This is a genomic window from Rhizobium sp. FG96, from assembly GCF_057808655.1.
Genome location: NZ_JBMDIL010000004.1, coordinates 208,916 through 230,608 on the forward strand (window position 1 = coordinate 208,916; position 21,693 = coordinate 230,608).

A 21,693-nucleotide genomic window follows, 5' to 3' on the forward strand; every position below is an offset into this window, starting at 1 on the left:
CGTATCGACCTTAACCCCAGCCCCGAATACGATCAGCCGGGCCGCCCCGTTTTCCATCTGCCGCAGCAGATGAAACCCTCAGATATTCTTGCCCGCCATGATGACGGTTGCTCCCAGGATCGCGGCCGGGTCACCATCAGCCGTAGCAGCCTGCAGCAGAATTGCACAGCCCTCGAGGTCGGCCTTCTGCAGCACCGTTGCAGGTAAGGTCAGGCTTGTTGCCTTTCCGTCCCACATGCCCACGGTTTCGATGTCGCTGACGCTGTTGATGTAGGAAATCTTCTGGCCGCTGTTCTCGCCCTTTTCGACGTCGATGGTCTTTTCCTTGTCGAAATAGACCATGACGACGCTGGCCTTGCCCTGCCCGGCACCGATCTTGATCTCCAGCTCGTCGCCACGCATCTGCGCATCGACGGGCACGGAGAGACCCTTGCCCTCGGTGGAGAAGCCATTGATCTTGCCGTTGATCGCCGAGATGTCGGATCCCGCCATATGGTCGCGGCCGTTGACCACCACCTGCGGCGTATAGACGTTGCTGCGGCCGAGCATCCGGGCATAGCCATACTGCCGGTCGGTATTCTGTTTCGAGCTCAGCGTGTCGGTCCAGCCGAGATAGTTCCAGTAATCGACATGATAAGCAAGCGCGATGACATCGCCCTGGCCGACGATCTTGCGAAACGCCGCATCAGCCGGCGGACAGGAGCCGCAGCCCTGGGAGGTGAAGAGTTCGACGACGCCCTTCGGCTTGCCGTCTTCGGCATGAAGCGGTGCCGCGAGCACCAGACCGGCAATCATCGAAATCAAAAAACGCGGCGACATTGCAACCTCTTTTCCAGAACATGCGGCGGACCGATACCGCAGGCCCCGATTACGACCGTAGAGATAATCCTTCCGGCTCAAAACGGGAAGTAACGAACGGGTGAGACAGGCCCACCCGCCATCGCAGCCGGAACACATCGCCGTGAGCCTCGTCCCGCAAAGAAAAACCGCCGGAGATTGCTCTCCGGCGGCGATTATCATGCGCTTGTCTTAAGAATTAAGCAGCGAGATCACGCAGAACCGTCTGCAGGATGCCGCCGTTGTTGAGGTAGATGACCTCATCCAGCGTGTCGACGCGCGACAGAAGCGGAACTTCCTTCACGGTGCCGTCGCCGTAGGTGATCTTGGCAATCTTCTTCTCACGCGGCTTGATGTTCTCGAGACCTTCGATGGTGACGATTTCGTCGCCCTTCAGGCCGAGGCTCTGCCAGGTCGTGCCCTCTTCGAAGACGAAGGGGATGACGCCCATGCCGACCAGGTTCGAGCGGTGGATACGCTCGAAGCTCTGCGCGACGACAGCCTTGACGCCGAGCAGGTTGGTGCCCTTTGCAGCCCAGTCACGCGAAGAGCCGTTGCCGTATTCGACACCGGCGAAGATGACCAGCGGAACGCCCTCGGCCTTATACTGCATGGCCGCGTCGTAGATCGATTCCTCTTCCTTCGACGGATAGTGGATCGTGAAGCCGCCTTCCTTGCCGTTCGCACCCAGCATGTGGTTGCGGATACGGATGTTGGCGAAGGTGCCGCGCATCATGACTTCATGGTTGCCGCGGCGCGTGCCGTACTGGTTGAAGTCGGCAACGCCGACGCCGTGACCGGTGAGATATGCACCAGCCGGCGAAGCCGCCTTGATCGAACCGGCCGGGGAAATGTGGTCGGTGGTGATCTTGTCGCCGAAGAGACCGAGGACGCGAGCACCCTTGATATCGGAAATGCCGCTACCGGTCTTGCCCATGCCGACGAAGTAAGGCGGGTTCTGGACGTAGGTCGACTGGTCGTCCCAGGCGTAGGTCTGGCCCGGAGGAACCTGAACGGCCTGCCAGTTTTCATCGCCCTTGAAGACGTCGGCATACTTGGACTCATAGAGTTCGCGCGTGACGTACTTCTGGATGAATTCCTGCACTTCGTGCGAGGTCGGCCAGATGTCCTTGAGGTAGACAGGGTTGCCGTTCTGGTCTTCGCCGATCGGCTCCTTGGTCAGGTCCTTCTGGACCGTACCGGCAAGCGCGTAGGCGACGACGAGCGGCGGGGAGGCGAGGTAATTCGCCTGAACGTCTGGCGAGATGCGGCCTTCGAAGTTACGGTTGCCCGAGAGCACGCCCGAAACGATCAGGCCCTTGTCGTTGATCGTCTTCGAGATCGGCGCCGGCAGCGGGCCGGAGTTACCGATGCAGGTCGTGCAGCCGAAGCCGACGAGGTTGAAGCCGAGCTTGTCGAGATCGGCCTGCAGGCCGGACTTGGCCAGATATTCGCCGACGACCTGCGATCCCGGAGCCAGCGAGGTCTTGACCCACGGCTTGGTCTTCAGGCCCTTGGCAACGGCGTTGCGGGCGAGAAGGCCGGCAGCGATCAGAACCGACGGGTTGGACGTGTTGGTGCAGGAGGTGATGGCAGCGATGGCAACGTCGCCATGGCCGAGATCGAAGTCGGTGCCTTCAACCGCATAGCGGTTCGAAAGCTGGCCGGGCTTCTTGTATTCGCCTTCGAGCGAGCCGGCAAAGCCGGACGCGATGTTCTCGAGCGGGATGCGGCCTTCCGGACGCTTCGGGCCGGCCATGGCAGGCACGACGTCGCCGAGGTCGAGTTCGAGCGTATCGGTGAATACGAGGTCGGAACCATCGCCTTCACGCCACATGCCCTGAGCCTTGGAATAGGCTTCGACGAGGGCGATGCGGTCCTTGGTGCGGCCCGACATGTTGAGGTAGTTGACGGTTTCGCCATCGACCGGGAAGAAGCCGCAGGTCGCGCCGTATTCCGGACCCATGTTACCGATGGTGGCGCGGTCGGCGAGCGGCATGTTGTCGAGGCCCGAGCCGAAGAATTCGACGAACTTCGAAACGACGCCCTTCTTGCGCAGCATCTGAACGACCATGAGCACGAGGTCGGTCGCGGTGACGCCTTCCTTGAGCTTCCCGGTGAGCTTGAAGCCGATGACTTCAGGCAGCAGCATGGAAACAGGCTGACCGAGCATCGCAGCTTCGGCTTCGATACCGCCAACGCCCCAGCCGAGAACGCCGAGACCGTTGATCATCGTGGTATGCGAGTCGGTGCCGACGCAGGTATCCGGATAGGCGATCGTCTCGCCGTCCTCTTCCTTCGTCCAGACGGTCTGGCCGAGATATTCGAGATTGACCTGGTGACAGATGCCGGTGCCCGGAGGAACGACGCGGAAGTTCTGGAATGCCTGCTGGCCCCACTTCAGGAAGCGGTAGCGCTCGCCGTTGCGCTGGTATTCCAGCTCGACGTTCTTGGCGAAAGCCTGCGGCGTGCCGAATTCATCGACGATGACGGAGTGGTCGATGACCAAATCGACGGGAACCAGCGGGTTGATCTTCTCGGGGTCGCCACCGAGCGAAACCATCGCATCGCGCATTGCGGCCAGATCGACGACAGCCGGAACGCCGGTGAAGTCCTGCATCAGCACGCGAGCGGGGCGGTATGCGATTTCGTTTTCGACCGAGCCCTTGTTGACGAGCCATTCGGCAACTGCCTGGATGTGCTCCTTCGTAACCGACTGGCCGTCTTCGAAGCGCAGCAGGTTTTCGAGCAGGACCTTCATCGAATAGGGAAGCTTCGATACGCCAGCCAGGCCATTCGCCTCAGCCTTCGGAAGGCTGTAATAGACGTAGTCCTTACCATTGACGGTGAGGGTGGAGCGACAATTGAAGCTGTCAAGAGATTTAGACACGAGATACCCCGTTTCTGATAGCCAACACAGTCGTGCGAACGCCTATGCACTTAATGCACATCAGGATGCGGGTACGGCCATTTCCGCTGTCCGCACGTGGAAAGAATATTCCATGTTCGGCGCAAGGATGAAGTTCACGCCGACCGCTGGCGTGGTTGCGGGTCTTATAGATAATTTCTAAGAAGGGTGCCAGATAGTGCGTGGCCCATTTCGGACATTTTTTGCGACGCAATGACTAAAATCTTAAACAACGGAAATGCCGTGCACCTGACTGCCGAGAAACTCGCTGCGCGCCGGGGCGAAGACCTGATTTTCGAGGACATGTCCTTCCACCTCGAAAGCGGCGAAGCATTGGTTTTGACTGGTAAAAATGGATCGGGAAAGTCCACTTTACTGCGTGTCGTTGCCGGTCTTCTTCGCTCCGAAAAGGGTGCCGTTCGCTTCACTGATTCGCACGGTTCGGACGAGCATCGCGCCAGCGAAGTCAGCCATTATCTCGGCCACCGGAACGCGATGAAAAGCGAGCTCACGGTCGAGGAAAATCTCGCCTTCTGGCAGGACTTCCTGGGCGACGTTCTCGGCGTCTCCGGCATGTCGATCGCCGATGCCGCCGACGCTGTCGGCCTCTCCGGCATTACCCACCTCCCCTTCGGCTATCTCTCTGCCGGCCAGCAACGCCGCTTCGCCTTCGCCAAGCTGCTCGTCGCCTACCGCCCGATCTGGATCCTCGACGAGCCGACGGCGGCGCTTGATGCCAGCGCCGACAGGCTGTTTGCGGAGCTGATCGGCGCGCATCAGAGAAAGGGCGGCATCGTGCTGGCGGCGACGCATCAGCCGCTGGGGTTGGAGAATGCGCGGGAATTGCGGATGACGGGATTTGCGGGTGTGGATCAGGGGGTGTGGGGATGAAGTATTCATTTTCCGCTGCATCAAAGGCCCCTCCCCAACGTTTGCGATCCCCCAAGCAGATGTTGGCCATTCTCCACTACGAGGGCAGCGGGCTAAATCCCTCCCCCCTGTGGGGAGGGGTTGGGGAGGGGTTTTCATTCATAGAGGGCCAAACCCCATGAAAGCCCTCTTCCTCCGAGACCTCAGGCTCTCCATCCGCTCCGGCGGCGGCGCGCTGATCGGCGTCCTGTTCTTCCTAACCGTCGTCGCCGTCATCCCCTTCGGCGTCGGCCCCGATCTCAATCTGCTCTCCCGCATCGGCCCGGCGATCGTCTGGATCGGCGCGCTGCTTGCCGCCCTCCTCGGCCTCGACCGCCTGTTCCAGGCGGAGCGCGACGATGGATCGCTCGATATCCTGCTGATGCAGGAAACGCCGTTGGTGCTCACGATCTTCATGAAATGCCTGGCGCACTGGACGGCAACCAGCCTGCCGCTCGTTATCGCCTCGCCCCTGCTAGGGCTCTTCATGAACATGAGCGAGACGGCGATCGGCGCGACGATGCTGACGCTGCTGGTCGGCTCGCCCGCGATCACCTTCATCGGTGCCGTCGGCGCGGCGGTCGCCGTCGCCCTGCCGCGCGGCGGCCTGCTCGTCTCGATCCTCGTCCTACCGCTGACGATCCCGGTGCTGATCTTCGGCGTCAGCGCCACCTACGCGGCCGTCGAGGACCCCGCACCGTTCATGCCGCCCTTCCTCGTGCTGATCGCGCTGACGCTGTTCTTCGCCGTCATCGGTCCGGCAGCGGCGGCGCTCGCGCTCAGAAACACGTCGGATTGATCGTGCCGTTGACCGGCATCAATTGCGGGAGAACCCCGTTCAAGGTAAAGAACCGCTCATGAGCGAAACCAGCCTGGCCATCAGCAAATTCAGCGACCTCGCAAACCCGACCCGGTTTCTGGCGCTTGCAAGCCGTATCATTCCCTGGATGGCGGGCATCACTGCCCTCTGTCTCGCCGTGGGGCTCTATCTGAGCTTCGCGACCGAAGGCGACTACCAGCAGGGCGAGACCGTCCGCATCATGTATATCCATGTGCCCTCGGCCTGGCTGGCGATGATGTGCTACACGGTCATGAGCATCTCGGCGATCGGCACGCTGGTCTGGCGCCATCCGCTGGCCGATGTGTCCGCCAAGGCCGCCGCACCGCTCGGCGCCGCCTTCACGCTTCTCGCTCTCGTCACTGGCTCGCTCTGGGGCAAGCCGATGTGGGGCACCTGGTGGGTCTGGGATGCGCGCCTGACCTCGGTTTTCGTGCTCTTCCTGATGTATCTCGGCCTGATCGCCCTCAATCGCGCCATCGACGATCCCTCCAAGGCCGCCCGCGTCGTCGCCGTCCTGATCCTCGTCGGCTTCGTCAACATCCCGATCATCAAGTTCTCCGTCGAGTGGTGGAACACGCTGCATCAGCCGGCAAGCGTCATGCGCCTCGATGGCCCGACGATCGATCCCGAATTCCTGCGTCCGCTGCTCGTCATGGCTGTCGGCTTCACGCTACTGTTCTTCACGCTGCACATCATGGCGATGCGCAACGAGATCTGGCGCCGCCGCGTCGCCGCTCAGCGCCGTCTTGCCGCCCGCATGGCAAGCCGCGAGGACTGATCGATGACGCATGCTTTCTACGTCTACAGCGCCTATGGCTTCGCAGCTTTCGTGACCATTGCCGTCACACTCTGGATCTGGGCCGACGGCCGCGCCCGCCAGAAGGAGCTCGCTGCCCTCGAAGCCTCCGGCATCCGCCGCCGGTCGGCCCGAAAGAAGGATGACGAATGAGCGCGCCCGAGACGCAAGAGACCAAGGCGCGTGGCCTCAGCCGCTATGCCGTCGCCCTGATCCCGCTCCTCGTCTTCGGCGGCATCGCTGCGACTGCGGCCAAGATGCTCTACGACCAGGACTTCCACGGCAAGGACATCTCGGAAATCCCCTCCGCGCTGCTCGGCACCAAGGCGCCCTCGCTGAACCTCGCACCGCTCGAAGGCTCCAACCTGCCGGCACTGACGGACGCTGCGGTCAAGGGTAAGCTGACGCTCGTCAACGTCTTCGCCTCCTGGTGCATCCCATGCCGGCAGGAACATCCGATCCTAAAGCAGCTCGCCGCCGACGGCAGGCTCAACATCGTTGCCATCAACTACAAGGACAAGACCGAGAACGCGCTGCAGTTCCTGAGCGAACTCGGCAACCCGTTCAAGGCAATCGGCGTCGATCCGAACGGCAAAGCGGCGATCGACTGGGGCGTCTATGGCGTTCCCGAAAGCTATCTCGTCGCCCCTGATGGAACGATCATCTACAAGCGCGTCGGCCCCTTCGACGAGATCAGCATGAAGGAAGGGCTCTTCCCGGCGATGGAGAAAGTGCTGGGGAAGCCGGCGTCCTAAAACGTCGCATTCTATGACCGGCGCTTGACCGTGCGGCCCCCTCATCCGGCCCTATCGGGCCACCTTCTCCCCGCTGGGTAGAAGGGATCGGCGACGTCGCGGCATCTTCCCTTCTCCCCGGCGGGGAGAAGGTGCCGGCAGGCGGATGAGGGGGCTGCACGGCAAAACGTCCGCTAAATCGCACTCTGCCAGGTCTTGATCGCCTCGACTGGCCAGATCAGCATCAGCACATTGAGCGTCAGGTTGTCCCGGATCATGTAGCCGGTGAACAGCTCGAAGAAGATGGCGATCGCGACGGTCAGCGCGACCGGTGCCCGGGCCGCGAAGAAGAAGCCGATCACCATGAACACGGCGTCCATCGCCGAATTGATGATGCTGTCGCCGTAATAATCGAGCGAGATCGTCGCCGCGCGGTAGCGGTCGATGATGATGGGCGAATTCTCTAGCAGCTCCCAGCCGGATTCGATCACCAGCGCCAGGAGCAGGCGAGCCGCAAACGGCTTGCCGCGCAGCACAAGATGCGCCAGCCCATAGAACAGGAAGCCGTGGATGATGTGCGAGGGCGTGTACCAGTCCGAGAGGTGCTGGGAATTGCCGCTGGAATTGACCGTGCCTTCCCAGAGCTTCACATATCCGCAGGTGCAGATGACCGTGCGGCCCATGAAATATTCAGCCACGACCTGCACAAGAAGCACGGCAAAGCAGGCGAGAACCCAGAAGGTCTGATGTTTCGTGCGCTCGGCCGTACTGTCGAAGCTCACTTCTCGGTTTCTCCCGCAGGCTGGATCGTGTGCTTCAGGATCAGCGGCATCTGCGCCATCGTGAACAGGATAGTGATCGGCATGGTGCCCCAGACCTTGAAAGCGACCCAGAAATCATCGGAGAAATTCCGCCAGATGACCTCGTTCAGCACGGCGAGGAACAGGAAGAAGATGCCCCAGCGGAGCGTCAGCTTCCGCCATCCCTCGGCATCGAGCTGGAAGGCGGCATTAAAGACATAGCCGAGCAGCGACTTGCCGAAGGCGAGGCCGCCGAGCAGCGCCACGCCGAACAGCGCATTGACGATCGTCGGCTTCATCTTGATGAAGGTCTCGTTCTGCAGATAGATCGACAGCGAGCCGAAGATCAGCACCACGATGCCCGATACGAAGGGCATGATCGGCAGATGGCCGAGGATGATCTTCGAGGCAACCAGCGAAATGATAGTCGCGGCCATGAACAGGCCTGTAGCGACGAAGAGCGGGCCGCCGAGCTCGGCAAGAGCCGGGAAACGGTCGACCAGCCACTGGCCGCGCAGGTTGGCAAAGAAGAAGATCAGCAGCGGTCCGAGCTCCAGCGCCAGCTTCAGCAGCGGATGGTGCCGGTCTGCGGCGGAGGGCGTGATATCGCTTTCGGTGGTCATGCTTTTCGTAAAACCTGTCAGTTTCGGGCCTGTCTCAACCGGCCGCGGCTTGCGCGCTCTTGGCGGCTTATCTGTGGCATCATTGACCGATACCGGCAATGGCATGTGCGAAATCCTCGGCCTCAAAAGGCTCCAGATCGTCCACGCCTTCGCCGACGCCAATGAAATAGACCGGCAGCTTGTGCTTGGCGGAGATGGCAACGAGGATACCACCGCGCGCCGTGCCGTCGAGCTTGGTCATGATCAACCCGTTGACGCCGGCGACGTTGCGGAAGATTTCCACCTGGTTCATGGCGTTCTGGCCGGTCGTCGCGTCGAGCGTCTGCAGCACGGTATGCGGCGCATCGGGATCGAGCTTGCCGAGCACGCGCACGATCTTCTCGAGCTCGGCCATCAGCTCCGCCTTGTTCTGCAGGCGCCCGGCGGTATCGATGATCAGCACGTCGCATTTCTTCGCCTTCGCCTGCTCGAAGGCGTCATAGGCGAGACCGGCGGCATCGGCGCCGAGCTTGGTGCCGATGAATTCGGATTTGGTGCGGTCGGCCCAGATCTTCAGCTGCTCGATCGCGGCGGCGCGGAAGGTGTCACCGGCGGCGACCATCACCTTCAGCCCGGCGCCCGAGAGCTTGGCGGCCAGCTTGCCAATCGTCGTCGTCTTGCCGGTGCCGTTGACACCGACGACGAGGATGACATGCGGCTTGTGGCTGAGATCGAGCTGCAGCGGCTTGGCGACCGGCTTCAGGGCCTTGACGATTTCGGAGGCCATAATGCGCGTGACATCTTCGCCCGTCACATCCTTGCCGTACCGCTCCGAGGCCAGTGTATCGGTGACCCGCATCGCCGTCTCGACGCCGAGGTCGGCCTGGATCAGCAGGTCTTCCAGATCCTGCAGCGTCTCGTCATCGAGCTTGCGCTTTGTGAAGAGCGCGGTGATCTGGCCGGTCAGCTGCGACGAGGTGCGCGCGAGACCGGCACGGAGACGCTGGAACCAGCTGAGTTTCGGCTGGATGACGGCGGGTTCGGGTTCCGGGGCGGCGGCGCCTGTGGCGAAACCTTTCGGGAGGATGGGTGCTTGTTCGGACGGCACGTCTTCCGCGTCCGATACTTGTTCAGCCTGCGCTTCTTCGATGTCCGCGGGTGCGATACCCCCCTCTGCCCTGCCGGGCATCTCCCCCACAGGGGGGGAGATTGGCTGAGTGGGGAGGTCTTGCGCCACTTCGGCGTCGAGAAGGCTTTCGTCTTCCTTCGAGAGGATTTCTTCCGGGAAGGTTTCGGTCGGCTCAACGCGGCCTTCTTCGCGATCGGCAACCGCATCTTCGGCCTGATCTCCCCCCGTGTGGGGGAGATGTCCCGTAGGGACAGAGGGGGGTGTTTCCGCAGGGATCACGCTGGAATCTTCAGCCGGCGCCTCAAGCGCAACCTCAGCCTCAGCTTCCGCCTCCAGCAAAGACAACGGCACCACACCCACATCGCTCATCTGCGCGACATCAGGCAGGATCGCCGGCTCTTCCGCTTCCTCAACCACTTCAGGCTCGACGACATCAGCAACAGGCCCGCCAGCCGTCTCCACCTCTTCCGGCAGCACCGGATCGGCGGCAACCGGCAGCTCTTCCTTCACCGGCTCGATGGCGGGCACGGCCTCTTGCGGCTTTGCCTCTTCGAGCGGCTTGCCGAAGGTGAAGACCTTTTTGATGAAACTGAGGGCCATAAGAATTCCGTGAAAGTCAGGCGGCCTCTGCGGCCGTCAATTGCATGTCGAGGTGCTTGCCGTTGTGACCGGTGATTTCGGCCTGCAGCATGGAGCGCGGGCGAAGGCCGGGGGCGGCAACGAGCGTGAAGTTTTCGGTATGCGCCAGGCCGTTGTTTTCGACCAGCAGCCATTGCCGCGTTCCAACCATCCTGTCGAGATGGGATTGATAGAGCGTCTGTCCAGTGGCTCGCAGCCTGGCGGCGCGATCCTTGATCAGCGAGCGGTCGAGCTGTGGCATGCGGGCCGCCGGCGTGCCCGGACGCGGGCTGTAGGGGAAGACATGCAGATGCGCGATACCGGCCTCTTCGGCGAGACTGACGGCATTGGCAAACATCTCCTCGGTCTCGGTCGGAAAGCCGGCGATCATATCGGCGCCGAGGCTGATCTCGGGCCGCAAACGGCGCACCTGCGCGACAAAATCGAGCGCATCGGCGCGGCTATGCCGCCGCTTCATGCGCTTCAGGATCATGTCGTCGCCATGCTGCAGCGACAGATGCAGATGCGGCATGAAGCGCGGCTCGTCGCCGATCAGATCGAAAAGATGCTGGTCGGCCTCGATGCTGTCGATCGAAGAAAGCCTGAGGCGCCGGATTTCGGGGATCTGCTTCAGCAGCGTCTTGGCAAGCAGCCCCAGCGTCGGCTGACCCGGCAGATCGGCACCATAGCTGGTGGCATCGACACCCGTCAGCACGATCTCGCTATAGCCGCCCTCGACCAGATTTCGGGCCTGATTGACCACAGCGCCCATCGGTACCGAGCGCGAATTGCCGCGGCCATAGGGGATGATGCAGAAGGTGCAACGGTGGTCGCAGCCGTTCTGCACCTGGATAAAGGCGCGCACATGCCCGTCGATATGCTTGACCATCTGTGGCGCCGTCGCCTTGACGCTCATGATGTCGTTGACGCGCAGTTTCTCTTCCGCCGAAACGCCGAAATCCGGCAGCGCGCGATAGGAGGCGCTCTTCAGCTTCTCCTCGTTGCCCAGCACGGCATCGACTTCGGCCATTTCTGCAAAGACTTGGCTTTCGGTCTGCGCCGCACAGCCGGTGACGATGATGCGGGCATGCGGATTTTCCCGGCGCGCGCGGCGGATCGCCTGGCGGGCCTGGCGTACGGCCTCGCCTGTGACGGCACAGGTATTGACGAGGATGGCATTGTTGAGCCCGGCCTTCTCGGCCTCCGCCCGCATCACTTCGGATTCGTAGGTATTGAGACGGCAGCCGAAGGTAATGACCTCGACGCCGCTCACCGCGCCTCGGCTCCCTGCTCCGCGTCGCGCGACCAGCTGCCGGTCGTCGGGTCGACCATGCCGGACCATTCCCATTCGGCAGGCCCCGTCATGATGACGTGATCGTCGCGCTCGCGCCATTCGATCGACAGCGAACCGGCATTCGGGCTGCTCGCAACCTTGATTTCGACCTTGCGGCCGGTGCGCCCGGTGCGCGCCGCCGAAACGGCAGTGGCGCAGGCAGCGGAACCGCAGGCAAGCGTCAGGCCGGCGCCGCGCTCCCAGGTGCGCGTCGTGATCGAGGTGGGCGAGGTGACCTGCGCCAGCGTGATATTGGCGCGCTCCGGAAACATCGGATGGTTTTCGAGCAGCGGCCCGAAGCGAGCGAGATCGAAGGACATCACATCCTTATCGACCCAGAAGATCGCATGCGGATTGCCCATCGACATCGCAGACGGCGAATGCAGCACCGGATTGTCGATCGGCCCGATCTGCAGCTCGATGCGGCTGGTGTCATAGAATTCTTCGGCGAGCGGGATCTTGTCCCAGGCGAATACCGGCTTGCCCATGTCGACGGAGATCGTCCCGTCCTCATGCTCGACGGCATTCAAAATGCCGGCGACCGTCTGGAAGGTGAAGATCTTCTTGCCGGTTTCGGCAGACAGCGCCTGCACGACGCAGCGTGTGCCGTTGCCGCAGGCCTGCGCCTTTGAGCCGTCGGAATTCAGGATGTCGATCCACGCATCGGTGCCGTCGGCCCGGGGATCATGGATCGCCATGATCTGGTCGAAGGCGGTATCCGGATCGGCATTCAGCGCGATCGCGGCATCGGGCGTCACCTTGTCGCCGCGGCCGCGCATGTCGACAACCAGGATCTTGTTGCCAAGCCCGTTCATCTTCGCGAATTCGACCGTTGCGCTCATTGCTGCCACTTCCATTGCTTTCGGGCTGTATATGGCGGAAACGCGGGCGAATTACCAGTGGTTTACCGGCTGCTCACGCAACCGGCACGTCAAACACTTCGCCTGCGCGCAACGGCCGGAAGCGGCCGGGTTCGATACCGCGGGCCGAAAGCGCCCCCTGCAGCGCCGCAACCGGCGCATCGATCGCCTCGTTGGTCAGCTGGAAGGTGGCGAAATGGTGCCCGGCAACATAGTCGGCATTACAGAGTTCCATGCCCGCCACCGCCTCTTCCGGGTTCTGGTGCTGCCCTTTCATGAACCAGCGCGGCTCGTAGGCGCCGAACGGCAGGATCGCGAGGCGTAAGCCGCCATGCTTTTCCCGCGCCGCCTTGTAGTTGATGCCTTCGTGAAAGCCGGTATCGCCGACATGATAGATCTTGCCTGCGGGCGTCGAGATGACGAAAGCGGCCCAGAGCGCCATGCGCCGGTCACGCGTGCCGCGCGCCGACCAGTGATGGCAAGGCTCGGCATTGATAGCTACGCCGTCCCAATAGGAAAGCTGGTCGCCCCAATCCATATCCGAGATTTTCGCATCGGGAATGGCGCGATGAATGATCGTATCGTTGCCGAGCGGGGTTATGAAATGCGGACCATGCTCCTCGAACAGCCTCTTCAGCGTCCTGATATCGAGATGGTCGTAGTGATTGTGCGAGACGAGCACGATATCGATCGGCGGCAAATCCTCGAAACGGATGCCCGGCGGCGAAACCCGCCGCGGCCCGGCGAAGGAGAATGGGCTGGCGCGATCCGACCAGACAGGATCCGTCAGTATATTGAGGCCCGCGACCTGGATCAGCATCGTCGCGTGGCCAACCATGGTCACCCGCAAATCCTCGCCGCTGAGACGTCCTGAAGGCTTGGCGGACGGAAACGGGCTCTGCACCACCTTCGGCCAGCGAAACCGCCCGCCGCCGAACTGCCAGCGCATCAGTTCACGAAAGCCAAGCGGTTCAATCCCATTGGGATTGAAGAAGTGGGTACCGTCGAAATGATCTGAAACCGGCCCCTGATAATAGGGATTGGGCATCTTGGCGTCGGGCATGAGCGAATGGACTCTCGTGGCGGGATGATGCATTTGGGATCGGACGCGTGGCTTGAGAAGGACCGGAAGCGCGAATTTGCCCGCTCCGGCTTGACTTTCAGGCCGCTTTCCTGTTTACCGCGCCTCAATTCTGCGACGAGCGACATGACTCCGAGCCGCCGACCGGGACCCTGATCCCGGAGGTCCACACCCGACAGCGCGATGCGCCCTCGGGTGCTTTTTGGCTTTGCGTCTTGTTTTCGTCAAGGAAAAGCACAAGGTTTCCGTCATCCCGGAAATCACAAGGAAGAGCCGATGTTTGAAAACCTCCAGGACCGTCTTGGATCCATTCTCAATGGACTGACAGGCCGTGGCGCGCTTTCGGAAGCCGATGTTTCCGCTGCGCTGCGCGAGGTTCGCCGTGCTCTTCTGGAAGCCGACGTTTCGCTCGAAGTCGTCCGTGGCTTCACCGACCGTGTTCGCGAAAAGGCCGTCGGCGCCGAGATCCTGAAGTCGATCAAGCCCGGCCAGATGGTCGTCAAGATCGTCCATGACGAGCTGATCGAGATGCTCGGCGGCGAAGGCGTGGGCGTCGATCTTCATGCCGTAGCGCCCGTCGTCATCATGATGGTCGGTCTACAGGGCTCCGGTAAGACGACGACTTCGGCAAAGATCGCCAAGCGGCTCACCGACCGCGAGAAGAAAAAGGTGCTGATGGCGTCGCTGGATACGCGCCGCCCGGCAGCCCAGGAACAATTGCGCCAGCTCGGCGTCCAGACCGGCGTCGATACGCTGCCTGTCATCGCCGGCCAGTCGCCGACCGATATTGCCGCACGCGCCGTTCAGGCTGCCAAGCTCGGCGGCCATGACGTCGTCATTCTCGACACGGCCGGCCGTACGCATATCGACGAGCCCTTGATGGTCGAAATGGCCGACATCAAGAAGAAGTCGAACCCGCATGAAATCCTGCTGGTCGCGGATAGCTTGACCGGTCAGGACGCCGTCAATCTGGCGCGCAACTTCGACGAACGCGTCGGCATCACCGGCCTCGTTCTGACCCGCATGGACGGCGATGGCCGCGGCGGCGCAGCGCTCTCGATGCGCGCCGTCACCGGCAAGCCGATCAAGCTCATCGGTGTCGGCGAACGCATGGGCGAGCTCGAGGAATTCCATCCCCGCCGTATCGCCGACCGCATCCTCGGCATGGGCGACATCGTTTCGCTGGTTGAGCGAGCCGCCGAAAACATCGACGCCGAGAAGGCGGCTGCCATGGCCGCCAAGATGGCCAAGGGCAAGTTCGACCTGAACGACCTCGCCGATCAGCTGCGCCAGATGCAGAAGATGGGCGGCATGGGCGGCATCATGAGCATGATGCCCGGCATGGCCGGCATGAAGGACAAGATGGCGTCGGCCGGTCTGAACGACAGCCTGTTCGGCCGCCAGCTGGCGATCATCTCCTCGATGACCAAGGCCGAGCGCGCCAACCCCGACATGCTCAAGCATTCCCGCAAGAAGCGCATCGCCGCCGGCTCCGGCACCGACGCCTCCGACATCAACAAGCTTCTGAAAATGCACCGCCAGATGGCGGACATGATGAAGATGATGGGCGGCAAGGGTAAGGGCGGCCTGATGAAGCAGATGATGGGCGGCCTTGCCGGCAAGATGGGTCTTGGCGGCATGGGCGGAATGGGCGGCATGCCCGACCTCTCGAACATCGACCCGAAGCAGCTGGAAGCGCTCCAGAAGCAGGCCGAAGCTGCGGGTCTTGGAAAGCCGGGCGGGGGCATGCCCGGTCTCGGCGGAATGCCGGGTGGTTTGCCCGGGCTCGGTGGCGCCAAGCTGCCGGGACTCGGCGGTGGTTTCCCGGGCCTTCCCGGTTTGCCGAAGAAGAAGTGAGAGGATCGCCTGCCCCATGATTGATCCAGACGTCAAAGCCCAGCTTTCGGGTTACCGCCAGTCGATCGACAATATCGACGCGGCACTCGTCCATATCCTGGCCGAACGCTTCCGCTGCACCAAAGAGGTCGGCGTGCTCAAGGCCAAGTACCAGCTGCCGCCGGCCGATCCGGCGCGCGAAGAATACCAGATCGAACGCCTTCGCCGCCTGGCGAAGGATGCCAATCTGGATCCGGATTTCGCCGAGAAGTTCCTGAACTTCGTCATCACGGAAGTCATCCGGCATCATGAGCAGATCGCTGCGGACCACGCCGCAGCAAAGTGAACAAACCGCCTCACGAAGCGGTCTAAGAAAGCCTAAGGAGTAAAGAACATGGCACTGAAAATTCGTCTCGCACGCGGTGGTTCCAAGAAGCGCCCGTACTACCACATCGTTCTCGCCGACGCCCGTTCGCCGCGCGATGGCCGTTTCCTCGAGAACCTCGGTTCCTGGAACCCGATGCTGGCCAAGGACAACGACGGCCGCATCAAGCTGAACAACGACCGTATCAAGCATTGGCTTGAGCAGGGCGCACAGCCGACCGACCGCGTTCTCCGCTTCCTCAACGAAGCCGGCCTCGCAAAGCGCGACGCCAAGAGCAACCCGGAAAAGGCAAAGCCGGGCAAGAAGGCTCAGGAGCGCGCTGCTGAAAAGGCTCAGAAGGCTGCCGACGCCGCTGAAGCTGCAGCTTCCGCAGAATAATCCCAGAAGAATTTCCTTATGGGGCGGGCGGCATGGCGACATGCCGCCCGTTTTCGTTTTCAATCCGGTGCACTTCGTTTATGAGAAGCGTGAACTCGGATCGATGCCGGCATTCGGACGAAGGACACCATGATAAAGCTTGAAAACCCGGTGCTGATGGGCACGATCGGCGGCGCGCAGGGCATCCGCGGCGAAGTCCGCGTCAAGCCCTACACCGCTGATGCGACCGCGCTCGGCGATTACGGCCACCTGCACAGCCTCGATGGCCGCGTCTTCGAGGTCCTCGAATTGCGCGAAATGAAGAATATGGTCGTCGTCCGCTTCCGCGGCGTCAACGACCGCAATGCCGCCGAAGCGCTGAACGGTCTCGAACTCTATATCGAGCGCGACAATCTCCCCGACGACGAGCTCGAGGAAGACGAATTCTTCTATGCCGATCTCGAGGGGCTGGAAGCGCTCGACGACAAGGGCGTCAGCTATGGCACGATCACCGGCGTCTTCGATTTCGGTGCCGGCGATCTTCTGGAGCTCAAGGGTCCGGGCAAGCGTCCCGTGCTGATTCCGTTCTCCGAGGCATCGGTACTTGAGATCGATCTTGAAGGCGGCACGATCCGCATCGATCCGATGGCTGCGGGTCTCGTCGACGATCCCGAGGACATCTCCAAGCTCGCCTCCGGCAAGCCGAAGAAAAAGAAGTAAGTCATGGCCTTCCGGGCAACCGTGCTCACCCTCTATCCGGAGATGTTTCCGGGCCATCTCGGCTTCTCGCTGTCAGGCAAGGCGATGGAGCGCGGGCAGTGGTCGCTGGACGCCGTGCAGATCCGCGATTTCACCACCGACAAGCATCGCACCGTCGACGATACTCCGGCCGGCGGCGGCGCAGGCATGGTGCTGAAGCCCGATGTTCTCGCACGCGCCATCGATACGGTCTCGGAAAACGACAATCGCCCCCGCCTGCTGATGAGCCCGCGCGGCAAGCCGCTGACGCAGAAGCGCGTTCGCGAACTCGCTGGGGGCGACGGCGTCATCATCGTCTGCGGCCGCTTCGAAGGCGTCGATCAGCGCGTCATCGATGCGCGTGAACTGGAAGAGGTCTCGATCGGCGATTACGTGCTATCAGGCGGCGAACCCGCTGCGCTGACCGTCCTGGACGCGATCGTCCGCATCCTGCCCGGCGTCATGGGTAACGATCTCTCCGGCCTGCATGAAAGCTTCGAGGGCGGCCTGCTGGAGCATCCGCATTATACCCGTCCGCAGGAATGGGAAGGCCGGGAAATCCCCGGGGTTCTGACCTCAGGCAATCACGGCGCCATCGAGAAGTGGCGGCATGAACAGGCCGTCGCCCTGACCAGGAAACGACGGCCCGACCTCTTGGAAGAATAGGCGCCCGCAGAACCGGGCGCATCATATGTCAGGTGGCGGCGCCGACGGCCGAACCGCGCGTGCTCATGCGCAGCACATAATAGACCAGGCCGCCGATGCCGACGCCGAAGAACCAGCCATAGGTTCCCCACCAATCCGGCAGGATCGAGGTGAAGGTCGGCAGGATCGACGAGAACACCATACCGACAATGAAGGCGATGAAGGCGTTCGTGTGCCAGCCGTTCTGGAACCGGAACTCGCCGTTCTCCTGGTAGAGCGCAGCAACATCAAGCTCGCCCTTCCGGATCAGATAGTAGTCGACCATCATGATCCCGAAGATCGGCCCCATCGTCGAACCGATGAAGTTGACGAAATGCGCCGCGCCGGTCTCCCACGGCGCGAACGGATAAAGTACCAACGCGATCAGAGCCGCGATATAGCCGCCTCGCTTGAAGCTGATCTGCCGCGGGAAGACATTCGAGAAATCGAAGGCCGGCGAAACGAAATTGGCCACGACATTGATGCCGAGCGTTGCGACGGCGAACGTCAGAGCAGCAAGCAGCGCCAGGAACCAGCTGTCGAACTTCGCCGAGATCGCTTCCGGATGCAGCAGCACTTCGCCGTAAACGGTGAAGGCAGCCGTGGTCGTGACGCCTGCGACGAGGCAGAAGGCGAGAAGGTTGATCGGCAAGCCCCAAAGATTGCCCTTGCGCAAGGTCTTCGTGTCCTTGGCATAGCGCGAGAAGTCGCAGAAGTTCAGATAGAGCGCTGCGAAATAGGTGATCCAAGTCGCAGCTACCGCGGCAAGCGCCGGGAAAGATCCGGGCTCATAGGAAATGCCTGCGTCCTTGGTCTTTTCGATCAGCACGTCGCGCGGGATTTCGCTGCCGAAGGAGAAGGTGCCGGCCTTGGTGACGAGATAGACGGCAAGAATGAGCATCATGATCCAGACGGCAGGGCCTGCCCAATCCTGGAACTTGCGTACGGTTTCCATGCCGCGCTGGATGATCAGCAGCTGCAGCCCCCAGATGATCACGTAGCAGATCACCTCGAGCGTCGAGTGGCCGAGCATATGACTGTTCTGGTGGAAGGCGAGGATGCTGTCGTTGCGGATGAGAAGCGCAACGATGGCGCCGGATGCCGCCGCCGTCTGCGCGCCGTACCAGAAGCAGGCGACGACCGCGCGCACCAGCGCCGGGAGGTTGGCGCCGAACGTGCCGAAGGAGGCGCGCGCGAGAACCGGGAAAGGCACGCCCGTCTTGACGCCGGCATTGCCGACAAGGCTCATGAGGAAGAAGATGACCAGCGAGCCGATGCCGATCGCAATCACGAAGTTGATGAAACTGCCGCAGAGCAGGAACAGACTGGCGGCGAGATAATAACCCCAAAGACTATGGACGTCGGACGTCCAGACGTTGAAGATACTGAAGGCGCCCCACTTCCTCTCCTCTGCAGGCGCCAGGTCCTCGTTATACAACGAAGGCGATGGATTGCTTATCGACATTCATTCCCCTCCAAATTCCCACGGGTCATGATTTGGCCCGAATCAGAATCTGCTCCTAAATTAGGCATTCGACAAATAATTAATCGCTGAAGTCGCAGCCATGATCGCGCGGAGAAGCGCAGCGAACCGCCCGGCATTGCGGATTTTCCGGCGGAGAGGGGTGACAAGGTCTGCGTAATAGGGTATGCGCACGCCCGGAATGGGAAAACTCCCATCAGCCAAGCAAAGAAAAACAGACGAATTCGCTCCTGCCTTCACCGGCATATATCTGAGGCTCGACCAAGGATAGATCGTTCAGAGCGCTCTGGCTGTTGAACCAACAATGAGGTTGAGTCATGAACATCATCCAGCAGCTTGAGGCCGAACAGGTCGCCAAGATCGAAGCCCAGCGCACGCTCCCGGAATTTTCCCCGGGCGACACCGTCCGCGTTAACGTCCGCGTCAAGGAAGGCAACCGTACCCGCGTACAGGCCTACGAAGGCGTTTGCATCGCTCGCTCCGGCGGCGGCCTCCAGGAGAACTTCACGGTTCGCAAGATCTCCTACGGCGAAGGCGTCGAGCGCGTATTCCCGGTTTACTCCCCGGCTGTCGAAAGCGTTGAAATCGTTCGCCGCGGTAAGGTCCGTCGCGCCAAGCTTTACTACCTGCGCGATCGTCGCGGTAAGTCGGCTCGTATCGTCGAGAACACCGGCACCCGCGCCCGCAAGCTGAACGAAGCCGAGCGCGCTGCAGTTGCCGAGGAAAAGGCACGCATCGAAGCTGAAAAGATTGCAGCAGCACAGGCTCTCGCCGCCGAAAAGGCAGCAGCAGAAGCCGCTGAAGCAAAGGCAGCCGCAGAAGCAGCAGCCGCCGCTGAGCCGGCAGCAGAATAAGTTCTGCGAAGCAAAATCATTGCATGAAAAGGCGGTCTTCGGGCCGCCTTTTCTGTTTTAAGGCAGCAACTGCAAGTTCACCGCTCTTGCCATCGCCTTCTCTTCTATGACAGTTTTCGCCAGCTACATTTTTCCGGGGACTTTTCAGCATGCTTTTCCGCCGCACCATTCTCGCAGGCTTTGCCGCTCTTACGCTCTCGCCGCTCGCGGCCGTCGCCGACACCCTGCCCGATCTCGGCGGCAAGACCGTCGTCGTCGTCACCGAGAACGCCTATCCGCCGCTGCAGTTCGTCGACCCGAAGTCCGGCAAGCAGATCGGCTGGGAATATGATGCGATGAACGAGATCGCCAAGCGGCTGAACTTCAAGGTCGAGTACCAGAACACCAGCTGGGACGCGATGATCCAGGCCGTCTCCGACAATCAGTATAACATCGGCATGACCGGCATCACCATCAAGGACGACCGCAAGGCCAAGGTCGACTTCTCCGACCCCTATATGCGCTCGCAGCAGTTCATGCTGGTTCGCGCCGATGAGAGCCGCTTCAGCGACGGCAAGACCTTTGGCGCCTTCAAGGACGGCCTGGTCGGCGCCCAGCCCGGCACCTCACCCTTCTACACCGCCGTCTACGAAATCCTCGACGGCAACGAACAGAACCCGCGCATCAAGCTGTTCGAAACCTTCGGCGCCACCGTCCAGGCCCTGAAGACCGGCGACGTCGACACCGTCCTGACCGATGGCGTTGCTGCAAAGGGCTATGTCGATGCCTCGAACGGCACGCTGAAGGTCATCGGTGGCCCGCTCGGCACGGAGGATTTCGGCTTCATCTTCCCGAAGGGTTCCGATCTCGTTGCGCCCGTCAATGCGGCAATTGCCAGCCTGAAGGCCGACGGCACGCTCGACGCCCTGAACAAGAAGTGGTTCCTCGACTACAAGATGGGTCAGTAATTCCGGATCATCGCAGATGGCGCCACACCCATCCCCGCGATCCGAGAAGGGCGACTATCCCTGGTGGCTGGTCGCCCTTGCCGTTATCGGCATCGTTCTCGCCATCGTCATCGTCACCAACGGCATCTATGCGCAGGTCTTCCAGACCGTCGTCAACGGCGTCTGGGTAACGGTCTTCGTCACCGTCGTCGCCTTCGCGCTGGCGACGGCGCTCGGCCTCGGCATCGCCCTCCTCGGGCTGTCGGACAGCGTCGTCCTCAGGCAGATCTCGCGCTTTTATATCGAGGTCATCCGCGGCATCCCGATGCTGGTGCTGCTCTTCTACGTCGCCTTCGTCGGCGCGCCTGGAATCGTTGCCGCCTATAATTTCCTGATCACGCCGCTCGTCAAAGCCGGCGCCGCCGAGCCTATTCTCGTGCGTGACCTGTCGCTGATGTGGCGGGCGATCATTGCGCTGATGATCGGCTATTCCTCGTTCATCGCCGAGGTCTTCAGGGCAGGCATCCAGTCGGTCGATCACGGCCAGATCGAGGCCGCCAAGGCGCTCGGCCTGTCGCGCTACCACCGCTTCCGGCTGGTCGTCTTCCCGCAGGCGATCAAGGTGATCTTCCCGCCGCTCTCCAACGATTTCGTCTCTATGGTGAAGGACAGTTCGCTGGTTTCCGTGCTCGGCGTCTCCGACATCACGCAGATGGGCAAGGTCTATGCGTCAGGCTCATTCCGCTTCTTCGAGACCTATTCGATCGTCACCTACATCTACCTGATCCTGACGATCGGCCTTTCTCTGGCGCTGCGGCGGGTGGAGATGCGCATGCGCCGGACAAGGGGCCGCTAGGCCGCCTCACGATTCGAATTGCCGACACGCGGAAAAATCGCTATATCCAGCGCCATGGAAAGCAAGTTCAAGTGCATTGGCGCGCATATCTTCGTGCTGCAGGACCATTACCGCCTGCCCGCACGC

The 21,693-nt window shown here is 61.7% G+C and carries 22 protein-coding genes; 13 read left to right on the forward strand and 9 right to left on the reverse strand.

The window, feature by feature from the left end; all coding sequences use genetic code 11:
- Positions 1-78 precede the first annotated feature (78 nt).
- Positions 79-819 carry a DUF1223 domain-containing protein gene (locus tag ACODR6_RS09505; RefSeq protein ID WP_112718391.1) on the reverse strand — a complete coding sequence of 247 codons (741 nt, stop codon included), beginning with the start codon at positions 817-819 and terminating at the stop codon, positions 79-81.
- A gap of 217 nt (positions 820-1,036) precedes the next feature.
- Positions 1,037-3,727, reverse strand: coding sequence for an aconitate hydratase AcnA (gene acnA / locus ACODR6_RS09510; RefSeq protein ID WP_112718389.1), 2,691 nt, complete (start codon positions 3,725-3,727; stop codon positions 1,037-1,039).
- A 261-nt stretch (positions 3,728-3,988) separates the two neighbouring features.
- On the opposite strand from acnA, the gene ccmA reads away from it, so the two are divergent.
- The 5 genes from ccmA (at position 3,989) to ACODR6_RS09535 (ending at position 7,046) form a co-directional block, all read left to right on the forward strand.
- Entirely contained in the window at positions 3,989-4,636 is a 648-nt protein-coding gene (gene ccmA, locus ACODR6_RS09515) for a heme ABC exporter ATP-binding protein CcmA (protein ID WP_489022387.1), read from the forward strand.
- Positions 4,637-4,793: 157 nt separating this feature from the next.
- Positions 4,794-5,453, forward strand: a complete 660-nt coding sequence (ccmB, locus tag ACODR6_RS09520; protein WP_489022388.1) for a heme exporter protein CcmB — start codon at positions 4,794-4,796, stop codon at positions 5,451-5,453.
- 58 nt (positions 5,454-5,511) lie between these two features.
- On the forward strand, positions 5,512-6,273 hold the full coding sequence (locus ACODR6_RS09525; RefSeq protein WP_449098939.1) for a heme ABC transporter permease: 762 nt from the start codon (positions 5,512-5,514) through the stop codon (positions 6,271-6,273).
- A gap of 3 nt (positions 6,274-6,276) precedes the next feature.
- Positions 6,277-6,444, forward strand: a complete 168-nt coding sequence (ccmD, locus tag ACODR6_RS09530; protein ID WP_413710479.1) for a heme exporter protein CcmD — start codon at positions 6,277-6,279, stop codon at positions 6,442-6,444.
- Positions 6,441-7,046: a DsbE family thiol:disulfide interchange protein gene (locus ACODR6_RS09535; protein WP_489022389.1), complete on the forward strand. Its 606-nt coding sequence runs from the start codon at positions 6,441-6,443 to the stop codon at positions 7,044-7,046. Before ccmD ends, ACODR6_RS09535 begins: the two co-directional genes overlap by 4 nt.
- Positions 7,047-7,219: 173 nt before the next feature.
- Here ACODR6_RS09535 and ACODR6_RS09540 read toward each other — a convergent pair whose 3' ends face one another.
- The 6 genes from ACODR6_RS09540 to ACODR6_RS09565 form a co-directional block, all read right to left on the reverse strand.
- The gene (locus tag ACODR6_RS09540; protein ID WP_489022390.1) at positions 7,220-7,807 is read right to left on the reverse strand and encodes a DUF2585 domain-containing protein; all 588 of its coding nucleotides are present in this window, start codon (positions 7,805-7,807) and stop codon (positions 7,220-7,222) included.
- The gene (locus ACODR6_RS09545; protein ID WP_489022391.1) at positions 7,804-8,448 is read right to left on the reverse strand and encodes a septation protein A; all 645 of its coding nucleotides are present in this window, start codon (positions 8,446-8,448) and stop codon (positions 7,804-7,806) included. Before ACODR6_RS09545 ends, ACODR6_RS09540 begins: the two co-directional genes overlap by 4 nt.
- 79 nt (positions 8,449-8,527) lie before the next feature.
- The gene (gene ftsY, locus ACODR6_RS09550; protein ID WP_489022392.1) at positions 8,528-10,156 is read right to left on the reverse strand and encodes a signal recognition particle-docking protein FtsY; all 1,629 of its coding nucleotides are present in this window, start codon (positions 10,154-10,156) and stop codon (positions 8,528-8,530) included.
- Positions 10,157-10,172: 16 nt separating this feature from the next.
- Positions 10,173-11,447 carry a tRNA (N(6)-L-threonylcarbamoyladenosine(37)-C(2))-methylthiotransferase MtaB gene (gene mtaB, locus ACODR6_RS09555; protein WP_489022393.1) on the reverse strand — a complete coding sequence of 425 codons (1,275 nt, stop codon included), beginning with the start codon at positions 11,445-11,447 and terminating at the stop codon, positions 10,173-10,175.
- Positions 11,444-12,349 (reverse strand): diaminopimelate epimerase, encoded by a 906-nt coding sequence (gene dapF / locus ACODR6_RS09560; protein WP_203427757.1) that lies wholly within the window; start codon positions 12,347-12,349, stop codon positions 11,444-11,446. The genes mtaB and dapF overlap by 4 nt, the downstream gene beginning before the upstream one ends.
- 73 nt (positions 12,350-12,422) lie before the next feature.
- Positions 12,423-13,430 carry an MBL fold metallo-hydrolase gene (locus tag ACODR6_RS09565; RefSeq protein WP_489022394.1) on the reverse strand — a complete coding sequence of 336 codons (1,008 nt, stop codon included), beginning with the start codon at positions 13,428-13,430 and terminating at the stop codon, positions 12,423-12,425.
- Positions 13,431-13,724: 294 nt separating this feature from the next.
- Between ACODR6_RS09565 and ffh the strand changes: the two genes are divergently transcribed.
- From ffh to trmD, 5 genes are all read left to right on the forward strand, one after another.
- The gene (gene ffh / locus ACODR6_RS09570; RefSeq protein ID WP_199627911.1) at positions 13,725-15,305 is read left to right on the forward strand and encodes a signal recognition particle protein; all 1,581 of its coding nucleotides are present in this window, start codon (positions 13,725-13,727) and stop codon (positions 15,303-15,305) included.
- Positions 15,306-15,321: 16 nt separating this feature from the next.
- A complete protein-coding gene (locus tag ACODR6_RS09575; protein WP_112718363.1) occupies positions 15,322-15,630 on the forward strand; it encodes a chorismate mutase in 309 nt (102 codons plus the stop codon).
- Between the two features lie 48 nt (positions 15,631-15,678).
- Positions 15,679-16,047 (forward strand): 30S ribosomal protein S16, encoded by a 369-nt coding sequence (gene rpsP, locus ACODR6_RS09580; RefSeq protein WP_112718361.1) that lies wholly within the window; start codon positions 15,679-15,681, stop codon positions 16,045-16,047.
- 129 nt (positions 16,048-16,176) lie between these two features.
- Entirely contained in the window at positions 16,177-16,746 is a 570-nt protein-coding gene (rimM, locus tag ACODR6_RS09585; RefSeq protein ID WP_489022395.1) for a ribosome maturation factor RimM, read from the forward strand.
- Between the two features lie 3 nt (positions 16,747-16,749).
- Positions 16,750-17,430: a tRNA (guanosine(37)-N1)-methyltransferase TrmD gene (gene trmD / locus ACODR6_RS09590; protein WP_489022396.1), complete on the forward strand. Its 681-nt coding sequence runs from the start codon at positions 16,750-16,752 to the stop codon at positions 17,428-17,430.
- 28 nt (positions 17,431-17,458) lie between these two features.
- Here trmD and ACODR6_RS09595 read toward each other — a convergent pair whose 3' ends face one another.
- Positions 17,459-18,913 (reverse strand): NCS1 family nucleobase:cation symporter-1, encoded by a 1,455-nt coding sequence (locus tag ACODR6_RS09595; protein WP_112718355.1) that lies wholly within the window; start codon positions 18,911-18,913, stop codon positions 17,459-17,461.
- Between the two features lie 335 nt (positions 18,914-19,248).
- Here ACODR6_RS09595 and rplS point away from each other — a divergent pair, with 335 nt between their 5' ends.
- The 3 genes from rplS to ACODR6_RS09610 all read left to right on the forward strand — a co-directional run bounded on the left by rplS (position 19,249) and on the right by ACODR6_RS09610 (position 21,567).
- A complete protein-coding gene (rplS, locus tag ACODR6_RS09600) occupies positions 19,249-19,785 on the forward strand; it encodes a 50S ribosomal protein L19 (protein ID WP_112718353.1) in 537 nt (178 codons plus the stop codon).
- Between the two features lie 149 nt (positions 19,786-19,934).
- Positions 19,935-20,732, forward strand: a complete 798-nt coding sequence (locus tag ACODR6_RS09605) for a transporter substrate-binding domain-containing protein (RefSeq protein ID WP_489022397.1) — start codon at positions 19,935-19,937, stop codon at positions 20,730-20,732.
- A gap of 16 nt (positions 20,733-20,748) precedes the next feature.
- Positions 20,749-21,567, forward strand: a complete 819-nt coding sequence (locus ACODR6_RS09610) for an amino acid ABC transporter permease (protein ID WP_489022398.1) — start codon at positions 20,749-20,751, stop codon at positions 21,565-21,567.
- Positions 21,568-21,693: the final 126 nt, after the last annotated feature.

Excerpts from the sequence above, each read along its gene's own strand:
- ACODR6_RS09505 (WP_112718391.1), bottom strand. The coding sequence starts at position 819 with ATGTCGCCGCGTTTTTTGATTTCGATGATTGCCGGTCTGGTGCTCGCG.
- ccmB (WP_489022388.1), top strand. The coding sequence starts at position 4,794 with ATGAAAGCCCTCTTCCTCCGAGACCTCAGGCTCTCCATCCGCTCCGGC.
- ACODR6_RS09525 (WP_449098939.1), top strand. The coding sequence starts at position 5,512 with ATGAGCGAAACCAGCCTGGCCATCAGCAAATTCAGCGACCTCGCAAAC.
- ccmD (WP_413710479.1), top strand. The coding sequence starts at position 6,277 with ATGACGCATGCTTTCTACGTCTACAGCGCCTATGGCTTCGCAGCTTTC.
- ACODR6_RS09535 (WP_489022389.1), top strand. The coding sequence starts at position 6,441 with ATGAGCGCGCCCGAGACGCAAGAGACCAAGGCGCGTGGCCTCAGCCGC.
- ACODR6_RS09545 (WP_489022391.1), bottom strand. The coding sequence starts at position 8,448 with ATGACCACCGAAAGCGATATCACGCCCTCCGCCGCAGACCGGCACCAT.
- ftsY (WP_489022392.1), bottom strand. The coding sequence starts at position 10,156 with ATGGCCCTCAGTTTCATCAAAAAGGTCTTCACCTTCGGCAAGCCGCTC.
- dapF (WP_203427757.1), bottom strand. The coding sequence starts at position 12,349 with ATGAGCGCAACGGTCGAATTCGCGAAGATGAACGGGCTTGGCAACAAG.
- ACODR6_RS09565 (WP_489022394.1), bottom strand. The coding sequence starts at position 13,430 with ATGCCCGACGCCAAGATGCCCAATCCCTATTATCAGGGGCCGGTTTCA.
- ffh (WP_199627911.1), top strand. The coding sequence starts at position 13,725 with ATGTTTGAAAACCTCCAGGACCGTCTTGGATCCATTCTCAATGGACTG.
- ACODR6_RS09575 (WP_112718363.1), top strand. The coding sequence starts at position 15,322 with ATGATTGATCCAGACGTCAAAGCCCAGCTTTCGGGTTACCGCCAGTCG.
- rpsP (WP_112718361.1), top strand. The coding sequence starts at position 15,679 with ATGGCACTGAAAATTCGTCTCGCACGCGGTGGTTCCAAGAAGCGCCCG.
- rimM (WP_489022395.1), top strand. The coding sequence starts at position 16,177 with ATGATAAAGCTTGAAAACCCGGTGCTGATGGGCACGATCGGCGGCGCG.
- trmD (WP_489022396.1), top strand. The coding sequence starts at position 16,750 with ATGGCCTTCCGGGCAACCGTGCTCACCCTCTATCCGGAGATGTTTCCG.
- ACODR6_RS09595 (WP_112718355.1), bottom strand. The coding sequence starts at position 18,913 with ATGTCGATAAGCAATCCATCGCCTTCGTTGTATAACGAGGACCTGGCG.
- rplS (WP_112718353.1), top strand. The coding sequence starts at position 19,249 with ATGAACATCATCCAGCAGCTTGAGGCCGAACAGGTCGCCAAGATCGAA.
- ACODR6_RS09605 (WP_489022397.1), top strand. The coding sequence starts at position 19,935 with ATGCTTTTCCGCCGCACCATTCTCGCAGGCTTTGCCGCTCTTACGCTC.
- ACODR6_RS09610 (WP_489022398.1), top strand. The coding sequence starts at position 20,749 with ATGGCGCCACACCCATCCCCGCGATCCGAGAAGGGCGACTATCCCTGG.